We start from the raw sequence: 17,255 nt of genomic DNA on the forward strand, positions 1-17,255 counted from the left end.
CGACGGCTGCAGGCCGGGTTCCTACGACTTTCGACCTGGGGCGTCGAGTTCAAGTAGACAGCGTATGCTCTCGATCGCGTCTTGAAAGGCGGCGGCCCGCCTCTGCGATCCGGATGCTCGTTACACTTCGAGGTCAGCGCGTTTCAATTGCGTGCTGTTAGGGCCGCAAGGGTGATACAGGTCAGAGAGATCAAGGTGAAGACTGCACTACGGCGTGTGATCGAAAGCGAGCGGACGAGCGTCCATGGATGATCGCGACAACCAGCACGCTGCCGACATCTTTTCGTTTGGGCCCTTCCGTCTGATTGCGGCCGAAAGACTACTGAAGAAGGCGGGCGAGCCGGTTCAGCTGGGCGGCCGCGCACTCGATATCCTGATCACGCTGATTGACCGGGCCGGAGACGTCGTCAGCCGGGAGGAATTGATGTCGCGCGTGTGGCCGGATGTGACAGTGGAGGAGGCCAACCTCCGTGTCCATATCGCCAACCTTCGAAAAGCACTCGGTGATGGTCGAGACGGAGCCCGCTATATCGCTAACGTGCCGGGCCGCGGCTATTGCTTTGTCGCACCCGTCCAGCCCTGGGCGCAAGGCGGCGTGTCTTCGGCTGCCGTGGTTAGGTTGGTCAGGACCCAGATGCTGCCCGCGCGCTTGGAGCGGATGATTGGCCGCGACGAAACCGTCAAAACCGTGTTCGCTGAAGTGGCTTCCCGGCGGTTCGTCAGCATCGTTGGGCCCGGCGGCGTCGGCAAGACAACCGTGGCGCTCGCCGTCGCGCACGCGATGGCGAGTGATTTCGGCGACGCGGTCTGCTTCGTGGACCTCAGCGCTCTCCACGATGGAACGCTCGTTGTTCCGGCCGTCGCATCGTCGGTCGGATGCATCAGTCAGACGCAAGACTCGTTGCCGCGACTGTCGGCGTTCCTTGCTGACAAGCGAATCCTTCTGATTCTCGACAGCTGCGAGCACGTGATGGAGCCCGTCGCCTTGATGACGGAACGTCTCTTCCGCGAAGGGGCGTTCGTACACATTATCGCGACGACGCGCGAAGCGCTGCGGGTCGAGGGCGAGAACATCCATATGCTTCAGCCTCTCGACAGCCCGCGAAGCGAGGTCGGCCTGACGGTGGTCGAAGCGCTGGCCTCTCCTGCAGTGCAGCTCTTTATGGATCGAGCAGCGGCCGGCGGATACCGGCGCGACCTTTCCGACGAGGAGGCACCGATCGTAGCGGGCATTTGCCGCCAACTCGACGGGAATCCGCTGGCCATCGAAGTCGTGGCCAGCCGGGCGAGCGCATATGGCGTCAGCGGATTGGCGCAGCTGATCAACGATCGCCTGATACTCCATTGGCGGGGACAGCGCAGCCATCCGCGACATCAGACTCTCCAGGTGGCGCTCGACTGGAGCTACAATTTACTGTCGGGGTCTGAGCAGGCGATTTTCACCACGCTGTCCGTGTTTGTCGGCTCGTTCACATTGGAGATGGCGCAAGCCGTCATTGGCGAGCTGGAAGTGCCGGAAGTCGCGAATGTGATCGCAAGTCTGGTCGAAAAGTCGCTTATCTCGGTCTCTCAGACTGGAGACGCAAGCTCGTACCGACTTCTTGATACGACACGAGCCTATGCGGCGTTCAAGCTGGCACGGCGGGCAGACGAGAATGCAATCGCGAGACGACATGCCCTCTACTATGCGGAGCGCCTCGCGCCCATCCGATCCAACATCTTGCAGGATCGAACTCTCACCTCATACTCACGCCACGTAGGTGACATCAGAGCAGCACTCGAATGGAGCTTTTCGACGTCGGGCGATGCCTCGGTCGGCGTGGCATTAGGCGCCGGGGCAGTGCCTCTGTTCCTCGGGCTGTCGATGCTGAGCGAGTGTCGGTTCTGGTGCCAGCAGACGATACGTACATTGGGCGAGGAAGACCGCGGAACGAAACTCGAGCTGGCTCTGCAACTATCATTGGCAATATCGTCGATCTATGTCCACGGCAACAGCGACGAGGTAGGAACTGCGCTGGAGCGCGGGCTCACCCTCGCCGATTCCCTGGAAGACACCGAGTACCAATTGCACTTGCTGGCCGGCCTCAATCTCTTCCGCACTCGCCTTGCTGATTTTGGCGGTGCGCTAGCGGCCGCAGAACGCTACGTTGCCGTGGCCAAGAAACTCGGTCGCCCGAGAGAGATGGTGGCCGCTGAGTGGATGCTGGGTGCAAGCTATCATCTGATAGGAGATCAAGTCTCTGCGCAGCACAATTATAGGATTGGGTTCGAGCGAGCCGCGGCTGCCGGCATAACGCAGATGCACTCCTATGGTTACAATCACCACGTGAGGGCATTGATCGGCGAAGCGCGCACATTGTGGGACCGAGGTTTCGCTGACCAGGCGGCCCGACGTGCACAACAAGCGATCGAGCTGGCGGAGAGAGAGAACCACCCTGTCTCTCTTTGCATCTGCCTTCTCTATGCCGCATCGGTGTTCCTGTGGAGGGGAGATCTGCTGATAGGAGAGGATCTCATCGAACGGCTGATCGCTTGTGCTGGCAAGCACTCGCTCGCGCCGTACCATGCCGGTGGCCTGGGCTTGCGAGGCGAGCTTATGCTTGCGAGAGGAAAGACAACGCTTGGGGTCGAGACCCTGCGTACCGCGCTGTCCACCTTGCAAGATGAGCGGCAGTATATCCTCTCATTCGCATCTTCTCGCGCGCTGGCCGAGGGTCTCGCTCGTAGCGGACACCCGGCAGAGGCGATCACTATCATCGATTCGCTCGTCACCGACGCTACGCGCGGCTCCGGGACGTTTGAGCTACCGAACTTGCTGCGAACCCAAGCGGAGGTGCTGTTGGCGGCGGCACCGACGAATTGGCCGGCGGCCGAGGCCTCGCTTATAAGTTCACTTGGCAGCGCCCGTGAGCAGTCCGCGCTCGGCTGGGAATTGCGTTCAGCAATCGCCTTGTGTCGCTTGTGGGTGGACCATGGGCGCGTAGACGACGCGCGTCGTCTGCTCATAGATATTTACGAGCGCTTCACGGAAGGATTCGAGACCGCTGATCTGATTGAGGCGCAACGGCAACTTCGCGCATTAGAGGTGCAGCTGCCGCTTTGCTGAGGGCCTTTGTCTTGGCAGTGCCGTCAACCGTGTTCAGCTAGTGGCAGCCGGACAATAACCATCACAGGAAACAGGCGGCCGCGCTGAACGCGGCACATTTGGCGCTCTGAAGCGAGTATTTACACTTCTTAACACCAATCAACTCGCGGCGAGTCCGGCGTTGCCTCAGTCTCTGACGGATTCCTTGCTGTCCGTGGGAGCAATGGCCATGTCACGCGATCCTCTACCGCCCTTCACCCAGGGAACTGCAATGAGAAAGGTTCGCGTCATCGAGGATAGTTGGAATAGCCGCGACCCTGCCCGGGTGGCCCGTGACTACACAATCGACTGCTTCTGGCGGAATTGCGTTGAGTTTCTGTCCGGTCGCGCCGCCATCGAGGTGTTTCTCGCACGCAAATGGGCGAAGGAACTTGACTATCGTCTTATGGCAGAGCTCTGGGCCTTCACCGACAATCGGATAGCGGCGCGATTCGCCTGCGAATATCGCGACGACGGCGGCAATTGGTTTAGAGCCTATGGAAACGAGGACTGGGAGTTCGATCCGGATGGCCTAATGCAGCGGCGCATGGCCAGCATCAATGAACATCCGATCGCCGAAGCAGATCGGATGTTTTTATGGCCGTTGGGACCACGGCCTGACGGCCACCCTGAGCTCAACGACTTCGACTTTTAGGGCCCATAGCGGCCAGATCACTCAGCTGAACATTCTTTGTAATCGCTACGGCATCTGAAAACAGCGTTCCGGGTTGCGGCTCGGGCCTCACGCCGCGCGGCGATCATCGGCCGCCGCGGCACGCCGTCCCCTCGCAATCAGCCGCCGGAGCGAGGATTTACTCTAACTTACGACAATAAACTCGCCTCTCCGCGAATACTGCGCGACGCTTCCTCATGTAATCGAGTCCTGCAATGGACACCCGCTCCCCGGTGAGAGGATATCATGTGCTGCAGGAATGGACAGATCGGGCCCGAAGCGCGCAGCGGGACTTCCAGTACCATACCGACGGCCTGGCAGTCGGCAATATGGAGCATGACCGCGGTGGCAAACCCGCAAACCGCCTGTAATTTTGAGGCAGTGCGGCTACTGCACTCTGGGTCGGATCATAGCGGCTGTGGCGTGCGTCGAGAATGGCATGCCGGCTCGCCCGAACAGACCCGCGAATACGTAAGCGGCAATATCTGCCGGTGCGGCGCCTATGTCGGCATCGTCGCGGCGATCAAGGATGTCGCGATCAAGATGTGGAGGACTGAGACATGAAGCCCTTAGCTTGGCTCTCAGAGGCTCCAGAAACCGTATCCATGCGTCCAAACCGAAAGACCGGTCCGTTCCGACGTGTGCCTGCAGGTGGCATCCATGCGCGATGATCGCGGCGTGCTCCAGCACGTCGTCGAGTGCAAAGGCTCATCAGTATCGACAGGAGCAACTTAACGGAGAGCACCCCATGGAGCTTCATCAAGTTCGCTACTTCCTCGCCGTCGCGTCCACACTCAACTTCACCCGCGCGGCCAAGCAATGCAATGTCACGCAGCCCGCCCTGACCAAGGGCGTGCAGAAGCTCGAGCAGGAGCTCGGCGGCCAGTTGATCTACCGCGAGCGCCAGCTGACACAACTTACCGACCTTGGGAAGGAAGTCCTTCCGATGCTGGCGTGCACACTGGCCTCCGCAGAGACGGCGCGTCGCAGAGCCAAGGAGTTCCAACGCAAGGAGGTCGCGCCACTAAAGATCGGCCTCGCCCCCTCTATCTCGGCCTCGCTTATCCTCGATCTGATCGCGGAGATCGAAAAGTTCGTCCCTGCGCTTCACGTCGAGCTGCGCGAGGGCGCGGCGGAGAAGCTCGTCGACCTCCTGCTGGAGGGGGAGATCAACGCCGCAATGGTCGGGGACGTGCAGGACATGCCCGCCCGCATCGACGACTGGTTGCTGTTCGAGGAGCGCTACGTCGCGGTTCTCGCGCCGACACACCGGCTCGCAAACCGTCCCTCGATCGGGATCGACGACCTCCGCGAGACCATCTTGCTGGAACGCGCCGGATGCGACGTCGCCCCGAAGATCCAACGGTCGTATTTCCACGACGAACCGCCCCAGCTGGGCCACTGCAGCGGTCACGACTTGCACCTGCAGCACATGGCCTCGGCTGGCTTCGGCGTGATACTCGCGCCCGAGCACATGCCGCGCCTTCCGACGCTCAAGACCATTCCGCTCGAAGGCGACCCGGTTTCGCGGGAGGTGCGGCTGCTGGCTGTGCAGGGGCGCCGCTACTTGCCGGCGCTGGACGCTTTCGTCAAGGTCGCGCGGCTTCGCGACTGGTCGGTCGAGGTCGCCCGCCGTGGCATGCCGCCGCACGCAACGCTACCGGAGATGGCGAGCGCGCCCGCATGACCACGACAAGCACGCCGACGGCCAACCGCTTCCAACGTTCTTCTCCGATCGATTCTCGAATGAAAGACTCAACTATAACGCTAGGGGATTTGTCATGCTAACAGATCAACACTTCTTCCAGCAGGAAAACAGTACAAGCTACGCGAGTGAGCAAATGTCGTTGCAGACTTCGGCCGAATTCGTGCGCAGCTTTGATGGGCAAGCCCACGAGGCCATCGACGCGATGGCGGCAGTGGTCGCAGAAGCGCAGGCCGGCCTAAGATGGATGCGCGTGGAACCGCTAGCTCTGGAAGAAGTCCGGGAGGCGCTCGTCAGCATCGTAGATAGCGGTAAGCGAGCAGCTGAAATCGTCCTTCGACTTCGAGGGCTTGTTAAAGAGGTCCCCAAACCGGATGGAACTACTGATCGTTGAGCTGATAGCTGCGAGTGACCGAAGTGACATTTTGGTGTCGATCAGCTTCCAAAACTTGCCCCTCATCGGCTTCAAATTTTGGCTCTGACGCGCATTTTGTGTAGCTCCACTCTATTCTGCGACGATTAGTCTGGCTTGGCGCGGATCGAGTTTAGCGCGTCCGTACATTTGCTGTCTGACGAGCTAGAGGCGGGTGACCTGATCTTCAGTTTGTCCGTTGGACCAGGGCAAGGTGATCGCCGCCCGAACCGCCGCTTCATCATTCGTAACGCCGCGAGCGAATGAGGCAACGTCGGGAGCGCCCGGCTCGATAGGAGCGAGCCGATCGAAGATCGATGAGCAAGCACAGGCAGAGCTCGCGAGCGACCTGTTCGAACCGTTTGACGACACCGTCCACTCGCACTCCGACAAACTCGAGAAGCTCTCGGCGATGGACTTCGGGGCGTACAGCAAGGTCGAAGAAGGCGCAGTGGTGAAGCTAGACGGACGGACTTTCGTTATTGCCGTGTCAACAGGCAAGTTCGTGTGCGAGGGCAACGAGATGATGGGCGTCTCCATCCAGGAACCGATCTATGCTGAGTTGGATGGCAAGCGCGCCAGTGACGCGATCTCATTCAACGGAAAAGAACTCGTGATCGAGGAGGTCGCCTGATAGCTGCGACGTAACGCACGGCGACCGTCGCGAGCCCGTGCGCGATACCCAGGAATGAGCGGATGACACGATCCAGGCGATCTTCCAAAGCCTTTCCCGACCTCGACAGCCAGACACTGAAGCATCGTCGCCTCGTGCGCCTGAAGTTCGCTCCGCTCTTGGGCTGACAGACGCTCAACGAACACTACCCCGCCTCTATGGCACCGCGCGACTGGAATGGAAACAATAACGACCGGGCATTTCTAATGGTTGGCGTATCGGCATAGCCTTTCTGTGCCTCTAATTGGGCTGACCCGTCGCGGTTGTACGGAGTGCTAGCCAGCATAGGGCGGCGTGATCGTCGTCTTAGGTGGCAGCAGTCTCCGCGTCGCAAGGACCCGCTCGAGCAACCAAGCACGTAGGAGTCGCCGATGTCGTTCCGCTTCATCACTAAGTCTATCCACGCCTACCTAATCGATTATCCAGTCGCGATCGTCTTGATCGCAGCGCCGTTCTGGCTGAAGCTCGGTCAGAGCGGACCGGTCGCACTGTGGCTCTCGGTTGTTGTGGGTCTCGCAGCACTACTCTTAGCCGCCCTGACCGACCATCCCACCGGGCTCGTCCGCATCATCCCCTACTGGCTGCACCTTTGGGTCGATCGCGCCGTCGGCGTGGTGTTTGTCGTCGCCCCGTTTGCCTTCAACTTTTTCGGGCTCGACGCCTGGTACTACTGGATCCTCGCTGCCGCTGTTCTGCTAACGACGTCAGTCCTTAACGCGTCTGAGGAGCCAATCGCGGTTCGATGTTGAACAGGCGCGCGGCGAGTTCAAGGCAGCGACGGCGTCGAGAGGAGCTGCTTGACGTTGAATTGATGTGGCGAGGAGTGAGCCGCGAAAGGAGTTCTCGATCCCGACGGTGAACTGAACCACCTTGAGCTCCCGCTTGGTGCCGGCGGACTGGCTGATGGCCGGTGAATGGCACCAACGCCACAGGCGTTTCCTCCCTTGACTACCCGGGGCTCAAAGCGAGCTCCGGGCTTTTTTCGCGCGAACGGGCGATATCTTTCCCTCTCTTACCTCGGTCCGGCGTCCGGTTGGCGACGTGGCGCGCGACAAATCCACCGTAGGAGCTTGCGTCATGGTCAAGGACGGCGGCGCGCTGGCACGCGCAACCTCGATTGGTCCAAGGGCGATAACGGGTTTAGAAGTTTCTGCGGATGCGGCTGTAGGGTATTCCTCGCTGTGGCTTCACGCGGCGCGGCAGCAATAATGATCGTCTATCGACTCCATGGCGAGAGGTGATTTCCCTCACCGGCGTTGCAAGGTCATTCTCGTGGCGTGGTTTAAGACAAACAGGAGATACCATGAAGTTTCAAGTCCGCAGCCTCGCGATTGCGCTCGCAATTGCTGTTCCAATCGCAGTGGCCGCCACGGCCAAATCGTCTGCTGCGCCGATCAATGGCACGTCGATCAAGGCGGCGATACCAGCCGTGACGACGGACGTGCGCTATCAGGTGCGGCGGGGTCATCCCTACCCTTCGTACTGGGACTATAATTCGTACTGGGGCTATCCCGCCTATAGTTCGAATTGGGGCTATCCGACCTATAATTCTTATTATGGCGACGGCTACGGATATTACACGACAGGTTGCCTGCCCGGACCGCGCGTCGGCGCCTTAGCGACAGCGCCCTGGACCGACACGCCGACGTGTCCGCCGTATTGATCATATCCTCCGCGCTCCCGATGGCTGGCGCGTGCGTCTAATGAGTCGGCGCCGACCTCCGGGCAATCCGCGATCAGATCACCGCCTTCGACGACATCCAATGGATTGACGATCATATTGGAGCAAGCCGACCTATTACTATCCCGACTTCTCTTACGGCCGGTGGTGTCCACGGCTGGTGGTGACGCCAAAACTTGGCAGCGTGCGGCTTCCTCGAGCCGCCGCTTGCATGATGGAAGTGGCCATGGCGCAAATGAGGATGCATGCTGAAATGAACAAGCCTGCAGAGCTCCAGCCGGTCAATCCACGGGATGTCGCATGGGCAATCTAGCGAACTGGCTTTACCTTATCGGATCGCTGTGCTTTGTTTTTGGTACAGTGATCAACATGCTTCCGGTTTGAGGAAGACCAACATGTATTTGAGAGATCTTCGCGTTCCTCGGTCACGCGCACGTCGCTCTTGGGTCATTCTCGACGGAGCCAGGCAGTCCTGTCTGCCAAATGATGTCCGCTTTTACCCTGGTGTAACCTGATTCTTGTGCGCACGCGCGCTTCGAAGAAGGGGAATAGGCCAGCCACATGAAGCGACGGGGCGCCGCATGTCCTGTCAGGTCTTCTTCGGTGCGGTTATTGCGGATCTGGCATGTCAGTTCACGACCGCGACAAGACAGAAGGACCAGGATTCGTTGCTCAGCCGTGCGCGAGAGCAGCAGTTGCTCGAATCGCCGGATCATCTAGTTGAAAGACGCTGATCGAGACCTACGTCCGCAACTTGAACAGTGAGCGAGATCACTTGCGGGGAACGCTTCCTCGGAGCGCCTGCGATTAGAGGCCAAACGTGACCGGATCGAAGGCGAGCGTCAGCGCAACATTGATCTCGTGATCAAGTACGGAGGAGGATGCCAAGCAACGGATCGCCGAGCTGAAGCAGGAGCGGTTGCGCGTCGAGGCGGAACCGGCTGCCCTCGAGGAGGCCCCGACCTCCATCTCACTGCGTCCGGCAACGCTGGACCGCTACACAGAGACCGAACTGAGATGCAGCCCGCAGCCGGTAATTTGTCACGTGCTTAGAGCCACGCTTCGTGGCAGCGAAGCAGACTGACGGTAGGGGCCGGCATCGTTTGGAGGAACCAACCCTCCCAGCGCCCGAATCGAGTCCCATCGTCGCCGGTTGAGCTAGCTAACGACTCGCGCCTGGTCAGCCCACCTCCGGCGCGAGCGGGCCCTGAGTGAAGCTCTCGTGTCCTTTCTCGCGCGCACATCCGGGCCTCTTCCACTCATTAGCGGGCTGCGCATCTTTCGGCTGGGTCAGGTCAGAGAGACGTCCATATCGCTCAATTGCACTCGCGTCGTGCCGGCATTGGCAAAGGTGATCGCCAGCACTAGACTGTGATCGAGGCGCCCTGCGACTTCGGGCTAGTGAGATCGGACGATCTCGTCGAGCAAATGGTGGGTAGGAAAGGCACTACATTCTGGAAGTCTGATTTCGAATTAGAGGCCGCCGATCTCGATATCGCCGCCCATCGCGGGCTTTCGACGTGAGGCGAATATGTTCATGGAAAGGTCAGCGGCCGGATTACGGGCGCAGGAGTTTGTACTCTCCAATCTTTCGCCCAGCGTCGCTCAAAGGCGGTTCGCGCTTGGCGTTGTGCTAGTGCTGCTCGTTGTCTTTGTCATCGTGGCAGGCCCGCTCTCGGGCCTGCCACTGAGGCGGGTTGACGCCTTTATACCCGCCTACGGCACTGCGATTTTCGTCATCGACTCTATCACCGCAGCCCTGCTCTTCGCGCAGTTTTCCGTCCTACGCTCGCCTGCGCTCCTCGCGCTGGCGAATGGCTATTGCCTGACGGCGCTCATTGCAATTCCTTGGACGCTCACATTTCCAGGCGTATTGGCGCCGGAGGGCGGCCTTGGCGGTGGCCTGCAGAGTACGGTTTGGCTCTATGTCCTGTCGCACGTGGGCTTCGCCCTGTTCGCGATCGTCTATACTCTGCTGAAGGATGCCGATCCGATGGAATGGCTGTCGCCACGCTCCATTCGTGCGAGGGTCCTTACGACTGTCGGATCAGTTACTGCGCTCGTCTGTTGTGCAACAGTTTTCGTTACAGCAGGCCATGCGCTCCTCCCGCGCATCATGCTCGACACGGCGGAGGTTTCCTATCTCTGGTACTACGTGATCGGGCCGATGGCGGCATTATTCGTCCTCGCGCTTGTCTTGCTATGGCTGTGGCAGCGCTCGGTGCTCGATCTCTGGTTGATGTTGGTTCTGTGCGCATACATCATCGAGATTGCCCTCACCGCCTTTCCTATACCGTACCGCTTTAGCGTCGGCTGGTATGCCGGGCGAGTTTACGGCGTGCTTTCCGGTAGCCTTGTGCTGCTCATCCTGATGAAAGAAGTGACGATGCTATACGGCGAACTGCTGCGCGCAGTCCTTGCCCAACGCCGCGAGCGCGAGGTGCGTCTGCTGACGGGGGACGCGATCGCAGCCACCGTTGCGCACGAGATCAAGCAGCCATTGTCGGCGATGACTGTGAACGCCAGTACGAGCCTGGGCTGGCTTGATCGCGCGACGCCAAACATCGATGAGGCCAAAGCCGCATTACAGCGAATCGTGAACAACGGGCACCGGGCGGGCGCGGTGATCGAGAATATTCGGACGCTCTTCAAGAGGGATGATGCACGAACCCAGACTTCGCTCGACGTCAACAATCTGATCCGCGAAGCTCTGGCGCTCGTGCGCGACGACCTGCAGACGCATCGGATAGCGGTTCAAGCCGACTACAACCAATCGCTCCCACCGATAGAGGGCAACCAGGTTCAGCTGCAGCAGGTGCTCGTGAATTTGATCACGAACGCGATCGATTCAATGGCCACTGAAGATGGGGACCGGGTACTTTCCTTAAGGTCGAAAGTCTACAACTCCGACAGTCTGATGGTGTCGGTGGAAGACGTGGGGAAGGGTGTCGAGCCGCGCGCTATCGATCTGATATTCAAACCGCAGTTTACGACCAAGGTGCACGGGATGGGGATGGGACTGTCGATTTGCCGGTCGATCATCGAGGCCCATGGGGGCCGGTTGTGGGTGACCGCCAATCTACCCCAAGGTGCCATTTTTCACTTCACGCTGCCCGCCCACCGGGAGCACTAGCATGCGCGGTGCTACTCTTGAAAGATGCAGGAGGCCGAATTGCCTACGGAGACCCTGATCTCGATCATCGATGATGATGAGGACTTTCGCGAGTCTATAGTGGGTCTGATGAAATATTGGGGGTTCACGGTCGAGGCCTTCCCATCCGAGCTGGCTTTCTTATCCTCCCCGAATGTTCGCAATACCTCCTGCCTGATCGTGGACCTTCAGTATCCGCGAATGACCGGGATTGAGCTGCATCGTCGGTTGGTGGAATCGGGCTATGCCATTCCAACAATCCTGATCAGCGCTCACCTAGACGACAGCGTTCGGGCTCGTGCGTTGGCTGATGGCATCGTTTGCTACCTGACAAAGCCGTTTGATGAGGATGCTTTGTTTGGATGCGTCTCGTCGGCTCTGGAGCGGGCCAAGCCAGATGAATATCGTTCATGATGATCACAGTCACGTGGGAGCGTTGACCGAGGGAGGAAATCACGACGTCATGGTCTGCAAAGGTTCGGTGCCAAATCATCGAGGCGTAACATGTTGGTCGTTACCCACGTATCCGGCTTTCCAAAATTTTTCTGTGGGCATCCTGTCCATCCGCAGCTTGGCGATGTCTTTCCCTCTCTTACCTCGGTCCGGCATCCGGTCGGCGACGTGGCGCACGACAAATCCACTGTAGGAGCGGCGTCACGGTCAAGGTCGGCGCGCTGGCACGCGCAACCTCGATTGGTCCAGGGGCGGCAACGGGAGTCTCTGCAGGTGCGGTTGGTGGCATTCCTCGCTACGGCATCACGCGGCGCGGCGGCAATAACGATCGTCTATCGACTCTATGGCGGGAGGTGATTTCCCTCGCCGGCGTTGGAAGGTCATTCTCGTCGGTTGGTGGATAGTCATTTCTGACACGAACAGGAGCTACCTTGAAGATTCAAGTCAGCAGCCTTGCGATTGCGCTCGCAATTGCTGTTCCTATCGCAGTGGCCGCCACGGCCAAATCGTCTACTGCGCCGATCAATGGCACGTCGATCAAGGCGGCGATACCAGCCGTGACGGACGTGCGCTATCAGGTACGGCGGGGTCATCCCTACCCTTAGTACTGGGGCTATCCCGCCTATAGTTCGTATTGGGGCTATCCGACCTATAATTCATATTATGGAGCCGACGGGGGATATTACACTTCAGGTTGCTTGCCCGGACCGCGCGACGCGACAGTAAGATGTTTCACCATTTCCGGTTTTCGAGGCCCAATGCCTGAAGTCGACTGGCTAAGCCGTCTCCTACAAATCGTCACCGTAACCGGTCAGCTCGAGGTCCGCTGCGCCTATGGTGCGCCGTGGCGCGTTACCTGGAGCAAGGCTGCGGCGAACGAAATTCCTTACCACGTCATAGTCAAGGGCCGCGCCATTATCGAGGATCCGGAGACGCGAGCAGCACGAGAGCTGGTGAGCGGAGATATTGTGCTGCTGCCTCACGGTGCGGCGCATGTGCTGCACGACGGTAGTGGGCAAACACCTATTTGTACCCGGCAACACCGGGGGGCGGCCGGATGGATGCTGAGCGAGAACGATGGCGAGGGCGAAAAACTAGATCTGATGTGTGGGCGATTTTTCATCGCGCCACCCCATGACCGGCTGATCCGCAACTACATGCCCGCGGATCTGGTGACGCGGGCCATGAACGGCCATGGAGAAGACGGAATCGGCTCCGCCTCCAGCCAACTGGCCAGCCTAGTGAGGCTGATGCGAATGGAGTCCGATGGTGACAGAGCGGGAGGACGTGCCATTCTCAACGCGCTTTCTTCGGCCCTGTTCACGCTGGTATTGCGTGCGGCAAGCGAAGCCGAGAGAACACCTGAAGGCTTGTTGGCCCTGGCCGGCCATCCGCGGCTGGCTCCGGCAATTGCGGCGCTGTTCGCCGATCCAACACGGTCTTGGAAACTGCCTGATTTGGCGGACTTGTGCGGCATGTCGCGCGCTACGTTCATGAGGCACTTTCAAGACAGGCTAGGTTGCTCCGCCCTCGATCTGTTGATCGATCTGCGCATGAGTCTGGCAGCCAACGAGTTGAAAAAGCCAGCGATCAGCACTGAGGCCGTGGCTGAGACGGTCGGGTATCAATCCGTTTCGGCATTTCGACGTGTGTTTGCGGAGAGGATGGGGATGACACCGGGGGAATGGCGCCGACTGGCGCACAAAAGCGAATAGACGCGCGGCCCGGGCCTCATATGCTTCAACTTGATCCTTTCGAGCATCATATTGAGCTAATCAAGTCTCGAATATTGCACTGCTAGCCGTAACTTGGGCTCCGTAATCACTTGATGAGGGAGCCACCCAATGAACTGCATCAGCATCGCCGCCGACAAACTGGCAACCGGCGCAATAGCCGAAACCCACGCGCAGACCGAGACGAGCGGAATCGCTCTCGCGCCCCAGCCTTCCCATTTGCCCACGCGGACGGCGCCCACGAACGTCGTCATCGAAGCCATTCTGAGCCGCAGTGCCGCCAAATATTACGACCCTGCTGCCACCCTGAGCGACGATCAGATCCGCGACCTAGTGCGGATCGGTACTTCCGCGCCGACATCCTTCCACCTGCAGAACTGGCGGTTCATCGCCGTCCGTACGCCTGAGGCCAAGGCTCGATTGCGTCCGATCGCCTGGAATCAGCCCGCAATCACCGACGCCGCCGTTACCTTCATCATCATCGGCCGGTTAGCGGATGCCAGCACCGTTCCTGAGCGTCTGGCGCCGGTGGTGGAAGCCGGCATCATGCCGGCGCACCTGGTGCCGGAATGGGAAGCGCCCGCTCGCGGCCTGTATGACGATCAACCCCAGCGGCAGCGCGACGAGGCGGTACGCTCCGCCACCTTTGGCGCCGCGGCGATTATCTATACGGCCCGCTCACTCGGCTTGGGTTCAACGCCGATGATCGGTTTCGACGCCGAAGCCGTGCACCGCGAGTTCGGCCTGGCCGACGATGAAATCCCGGTGATGCTGCTGACCGTAGGGCCGGAGCGAGATGGCAACTGGCCGCAGAAGCCGCGCATGCCGGTGGCCGATGTGCTGGATTTTGCATAATTCCAAATCAAATCACAAACTTATGGAGTGTAAGATGCCAAGAGTTGCAGCTCTGAAGCCGGAACAGGTGCCGGCTGCTTCGCAACTGACCCTCGATACGTTCACTAAGAACATCGGGTTTACCCCAAATATGATGGCGACCTTCGCGGCGAGCCCGATCGCGTTCAACGCATGGTCCACCCTGCTCGGCTCCTTGAGCAAGGCGCTCGACGTGAAAACGCGTGACAGCATCGGCCTCGCTGTTTCCGAAGTGAATGGGTGCGACTACTGCCTGACCGTTCACAGCTTTACGGCTGAGCATTTGGCTAAGTTGCCGGCAGATGACATCATTCTCGCTCGCAAGGGCCATGCCAGCGATCCAAAACGCGACGCAGCCGTCCAGTTTGCACGCAAAGTCATCAAGACCCGCGGCAAGGTCGGCGACGCCGATGTGAAAGCCGTCCGCGATGTCGGCTACACGGATGCAAACGTCATCGAGATCGTCGCGCTGGTCGCCATGTACTCCCTGACGAACTTCCTTAACAACGTGTTTGATCCCGAGAAGGACTTTCCCGCCGTAACGCCGTCCGGCTCCATCTAAGCTTGTCCCGTCGCAACCTCTCGAAGTCATTGGGATCGATCACATGCACATTCTCCATATTGATAGCAGTCCGCGTCGAGAATCGCACAGCCGTGAGCTTTCGGCCGCGATCGTCGAAAAGCTTCTCGAGGTTGCGCCCGGGGCGCGCATCAGCCGGCGTGATTTAGGGACTGAACCCTTACCCCACACCGTGGCTGACTATGCCGCCGCGTTGGCGTCGCCCGCCACGTTAGCCGCCCCTCCGAAGGCTTCTCTGGATGTTTCCGAAGCGCTTATCCAGGAGGTCGAAGCGGCCGATGTGATCGTCATCGGATCGCCCATGCACAACTACACTATTCCCTCGGTCCTCAAAGCGTGGATCGACCAAATCTTGCGCGTCGGCCGCACGATGAAGGCGACGCCGACGGGAAAGGTGGGAATGCTGCGGGACCGTCCGGTATTCATCGGAGTCGCCTCCGGCGGCATCTTTGCCGGCGACCGAGCCAACCAACCCGACTTTCTCACTCCCTACCTGACGTTGGCGTTGAACTCCATTGGCCTAAAAACCCTGCACTTTCTTCCCATTCAAGCCACCGCCTTCCTCGATCATGACCAGGCTGCATTAGCGAGGGAGAAGGCTTTGGCGGCGATCGATCTGATGGGGAAGCTTCGCGGCGTCGATGGTCGCCCTGCAGTGCTCTCAGGCACCGGCAGACTGCATCGCGAGGCGCACCGCCCGCTTCGGAGAGCGTCGCACCGGGAGTTCCCTAAGGGCGCGCCGCGAGCTCTTGGCACGCCCTCACCATAATCCTCCGGCCTCAGCCGGACTATGACCATGAGGTCTTCTGATGATTTCACCTTCAGGTACGAGAGCAACAGCCGCTGATGGCGAGACGCTTCCCCAAATCGGCGACAGGATCACCGACAAATCGTCACCACCCGACGACGGCGCCGTCCGCGAATGGATCGGGCCAGAGGCGTTCGGGCGTTGGGCCAGGCTGCGGAACTGGATCGACGAATTCTACCCAGGAGTTTTCGCGCCGGACTGGCTCTACGGTGGCAAGAACCGTGGTTGGTCCTTGCGCTACAAGAAAACCAGGGCGTTCTGCACCCTGGTGCCGGAATATCGGCTGTTTTCGGCTGTGGTGGTCATGGGTGGCGCAGAACGAGAGAAGTTTGAGGAGCGGCGTTATGTCTGGCGCCCGCAATTGGTCAAGCTCTACGATGAAGCCAAAACATACATCGACGGAAAATGGCTGACGGTTGCCATCTCATCGGCAGATGATCTGCATGATGTGACGGAGCTTCTGACTATGAAGCGCCCGCCGCCGTCGCACGGTTGAAGTTCGCAAAAATGCTAGATTCGCCGCGCGATGGTTCCGAGGAGCCCGAGCAGCGGTCGCCCGAGCCGCAGGCAGCGATAAACGACGTCGTCGTACGGGTTCACGCGGCGGGGTTCGTCAACACTGAACTGGAGTGGCCTTCGACCTGGGCGGACCGCGCCTTCCGTGACCGGACGCCGTCGATCCTCGGCCACGAGCTGGCCGGTGTGGTCACCGCGCTGGGCTACGACACCGCAGGGCTGTCAATCGGTCAGCGGGTATTCGGCCTGGCGGACTGGCATCGCGACGGCACGCTCGCTGAGGACGTCGCCATGGAGGCACGCAACCTCACCCGGCGATGTCGACTTCACGTTGGGCGCTAAAACACGGTCACGGTGTTCCGCGACCCAGCACGCCCAGGTGGTGCAGCCGTGGAGATAGCTGGCCGGCTAAACGCCCTGCTGGGGGAAAAGGCCTACGCAAACCAAGTCAAAGCAGTGTGGGGAAAGGTGGTAGCGGGGGTCCGCTACATCGCTAGACCCACTATTTCCGGAGCCCTGTTTTCGTGCCGGAGGGCAGCCTAACTCGCGACGTCGATCTTTGGTAGTTCGCCAAAAGCCGCCGTTCGTACGCAATTCGTCGCCAGCTTAGAACTGGCTCCCGAGTGGGTTCACATCCTCGAGGCGCAAAACACCCGATCAACCGTCACACCCATTCCGCGACGCCTTCAAGGATCACCCAATCGAGCGCGGCAGGCTCGCGATCGCCGGGCGGACCGCGATGAACGATCAGGGCAGCGCACTGCGCGCCAGACATCGTCCGGAATCGCCCGTTTCAGGAATGGCGCGACGATGAGGTCCGGCTGGTACAACGCCACGCTCTCGCGGGGGACGTTGGCATGGATGTCGAGCTCG

General features: G+C 59.9%; 16 protein-coding genes and 3 pseudogenes. 18 read left to right on the forward strand and 1 reads right to left on the reverse strand.

Going from position 1 to position 17,255, the window contains the following annotated elements; translation table 11 throughout:
• The first annotated feature begins 244 nt into the window (after positions 1-244).
• The 5 genes and pseudogenes from K289_RS0127200 to K289_RS50720 all read left to right on the forward strand — a co-directional run bounded on the left by K289_RS0127200 (position 245) and on the right by K289_RS50720 (position 5,896).
• A complete protein-coding gene (locus K289_RS0127200) occupies positions 245-3,106 on the forward strand; it encodes a winged helix-turn-helix domain-containing protein (protein WP_027554406.1) in 2,862 nt (953 codons plus the stop codon).
• A gap of 208 nt (positions 3,107-3,314) precedes the next feature.
• Positions 3,315-3,779 (forward strand): nuclear transport factor 2 family protein, encoded by a 465-nt coding sequence (locus K289_RS0127205; RefSeq protein WP_027554407.1) that lies wholly within the window; start codon positions 3,315-3,317, stop codon positions 3,777-3,779.
• A gap of 397 nt (positions 3,780-4,176) precedes the next feature.
• Positions 4,177-4,361: pseudogene (locus K289_RS48995) on the forward strand (2Fe-2S iron-sulfur cluster-binding protein); the annotation flags it as partial.
• A 184-nt stretch (positions 4,362-4,545) separates the two neighbouring features.
• Positions 4,546-5,484 carry a LysR family transcriptional regulator gene (locus K289_RS0127215; protein WP_027554408.1) on the forward strand — a complete coding sequence of 313 codons (939 nt, stop codon included), beginning with the start codon at positions 4,546-4,548 and terminating at the stop codon, positions 5,482-5,484.
• A gap of 94 nt (positions 5,485-5,578) precedes the next feature.
• Positions 5,579-5,896: a hypothetical protein gene (locus K289_RS50720; protein ID WP_027554409.1), complete on the forward strand. Its 318-nt coding sequence runs from the start codon at positions 5,579-5,581 to the stop codon at positions 5,894-5,896.
• A 111-nt stretch (positions 5,897-6,007) separates the two neighbouring features.
• On the opposite strand, the pseudogene K289_RS49000 reads toward K289_RS50720, so the two are convergent.
• Positions 6,008-6,187 (reverse strand): annotated as a pseudogene (locus K289_RS49000) (ISL3 family transposase); the annotation flags it as partial.
• Between K289_RS49000 and K289_RS45310 the strand changes: the two are divergent.
• From K289_RS45310 to K289_RS0127285, 13 genes and pseudogenes are all read left to right on the forward strand, one after another.
• Complete coding sequence (locus K289_RS45310; RefSeq protein WP_198024784.1) at positions 6,114-6,548, forward strand: hypothetical protein; 435 nt, start codon at positions 6,114-6,116, stop codon at positions 6,546-6,548. The pseudogene K289_RS49000 and the gene K289_RS45310 overlap by 74 nt on opposite strands.
• 410 nt (positions 6,549-6,958) lie before the next feature.
• Positions 6,959-7,336 (forward strand): hypothetical protein, encoded by a 378-nt coding sequence (locus K289_RS0127230; RefSeq protein ID WP_027554410.1) that lies wholly within the window; start codon positions 6,959-6,961, stop codon positions 7,334-7,336.
• 554 nt (positions 7,337-7,890) lie between these two features.
• On the forward strand, positions 7,891-8,250 hold the full coding sequence (locus tag K289_RS0127235; protein ID WP_027554411.1) for a hypothetical protein: 360 nt from the start codon (positions 7,891-7,893) through the stop codon (positions 8,248-8,250).
• Positions 8,251-8,854: 604 nt separating this feature from the next.
• Positions 8,855-8,992 (forward strand): zinc ribbon domain-containing protein, encoded by a 138-nt coding sequence (locus K289_RS53125; protein WP_084788730.1) that lies wholly within the window; start codon positions 8,855-8,857, stop codon positions 8,990-8,992.
• 807 nt (positions 8,993-9,799) lie between these two features.
• Positions 9,800-11,401 carry an MASE4 domain-containing protein gene (locus K289_RS0127250; protein ID WP_245284016.1) on the forward strand — a complete coding sequence of 534 codons (1,602 nt, stop codon included), beginning with the start codon at positions 9,800-9,802 and terminating at the stop codon, positions 11,399-11,401.
• Between the two features lie 39 nt (positions 11,402-11,440).
• Entirely contained in the window at positions 11,441-11,833 is a 393-nt protein-coding gene (locus K289_RS0127255; protein ID WP_027554413.1) for a response regulator transcription factor, read from the forward strand.
• 470 nt (positions 11,834-12,303) lie between these two features.
• On the forward strand, positions 12,304-12,477 hold the full coding sequence (locus tag K289_RS50725) for a hypothetical protein (RefSeq protein WP_156918207.1): 174 nt from the start codon (positions 12,304-12,306) through the stop codon (positions 12,475-12,477).
• A gap of 153 nt (positions 12,478-12,630) precedes the next feature.
• Positions 12,631-13,587 carry an AraC family transcriptional regulator gene (locus K289_RS0127260; RefSeq protein ID WP_027554414.1) on the forward strand — a complete coding sequence of 319 codons (957 nt, stop codon included), beginning with the start codon at positions 12,631-12,633 and terminating at the stop codon, positions 13,585-13,587.
• Positions 13,588-13,716: 129 nt separating this feature from the next.
• The gene (locus K289_RS0127265) at positions 13,717-14,460 is read left to right on the forward strand and encodes a nitroreductase family protein (RefSeq protein ID WP_245284017.1); all 744 of its coding nucleotides are present in this window, start codon (positions 13,717-13,719) and stop codon (positions 14,458-14,460) included.
• Positions 14,461-14,494: 34 nt separating this feature from the next.
• A complete protein-coding gene (locus tag K289_RS0127270; protein ID WP_027554416.1) occupies positions 14,495-15,040 on the forward strand; it encodes a carboxymuconolactone decarboxylase family protein in 546 nt (181 codons plus the stop codon).
• Positions 15,041-15,083: 43 nt separating this feature from the next.
• The gene (locus K289_RS0127275) at positions 15,084-15,827 is read left to right on the forward strand and encodes an FMN-dependent NADH-azoreductase (protein WP_027554417.1); all 744 of its coding nucleotides are present in this window, start codon (positions 15,084-15,086) and stop codon (positions 15,825-15,827) included.
• 40 nt (positions 15,828-15,867) lie between these two features.
• Positions 15,868-16,362, forward strand: coding sequence for a DUF3788 domain-containing protein (locus K289_RS0127280; RefSeq protein WP_051310871.1), 495 nt, complete (start codon positions 15,868-15,870; stop codon positions 16,360-16,362).
• A 59-nt stretch (positions 16,363-16,421) separates the two neighbouring features.
• Positions 16,422-16,722, forward strand: a pseudogene (locus K289_RS0127285) (alcohol dehydrogenase catalytic domain-containing protein); the annotation flags it as partial.
• Between the last annotated feature and the right edge of the window lie 533 nt (positions 16,723-17,255).

Source organism: Bradyrhizobium sp. Cp5.3 (genome assembly GCF_000426265.1).
In the GTDB taxonomy this organism is placed as follows: domain Bacteria; phylum Pseudomonadota; class Alphaproteobacteria; order Rhizobiales; family Xanthobacteraceae; genus Bradyrhizobium; species Bradyrhizobium neotropicale.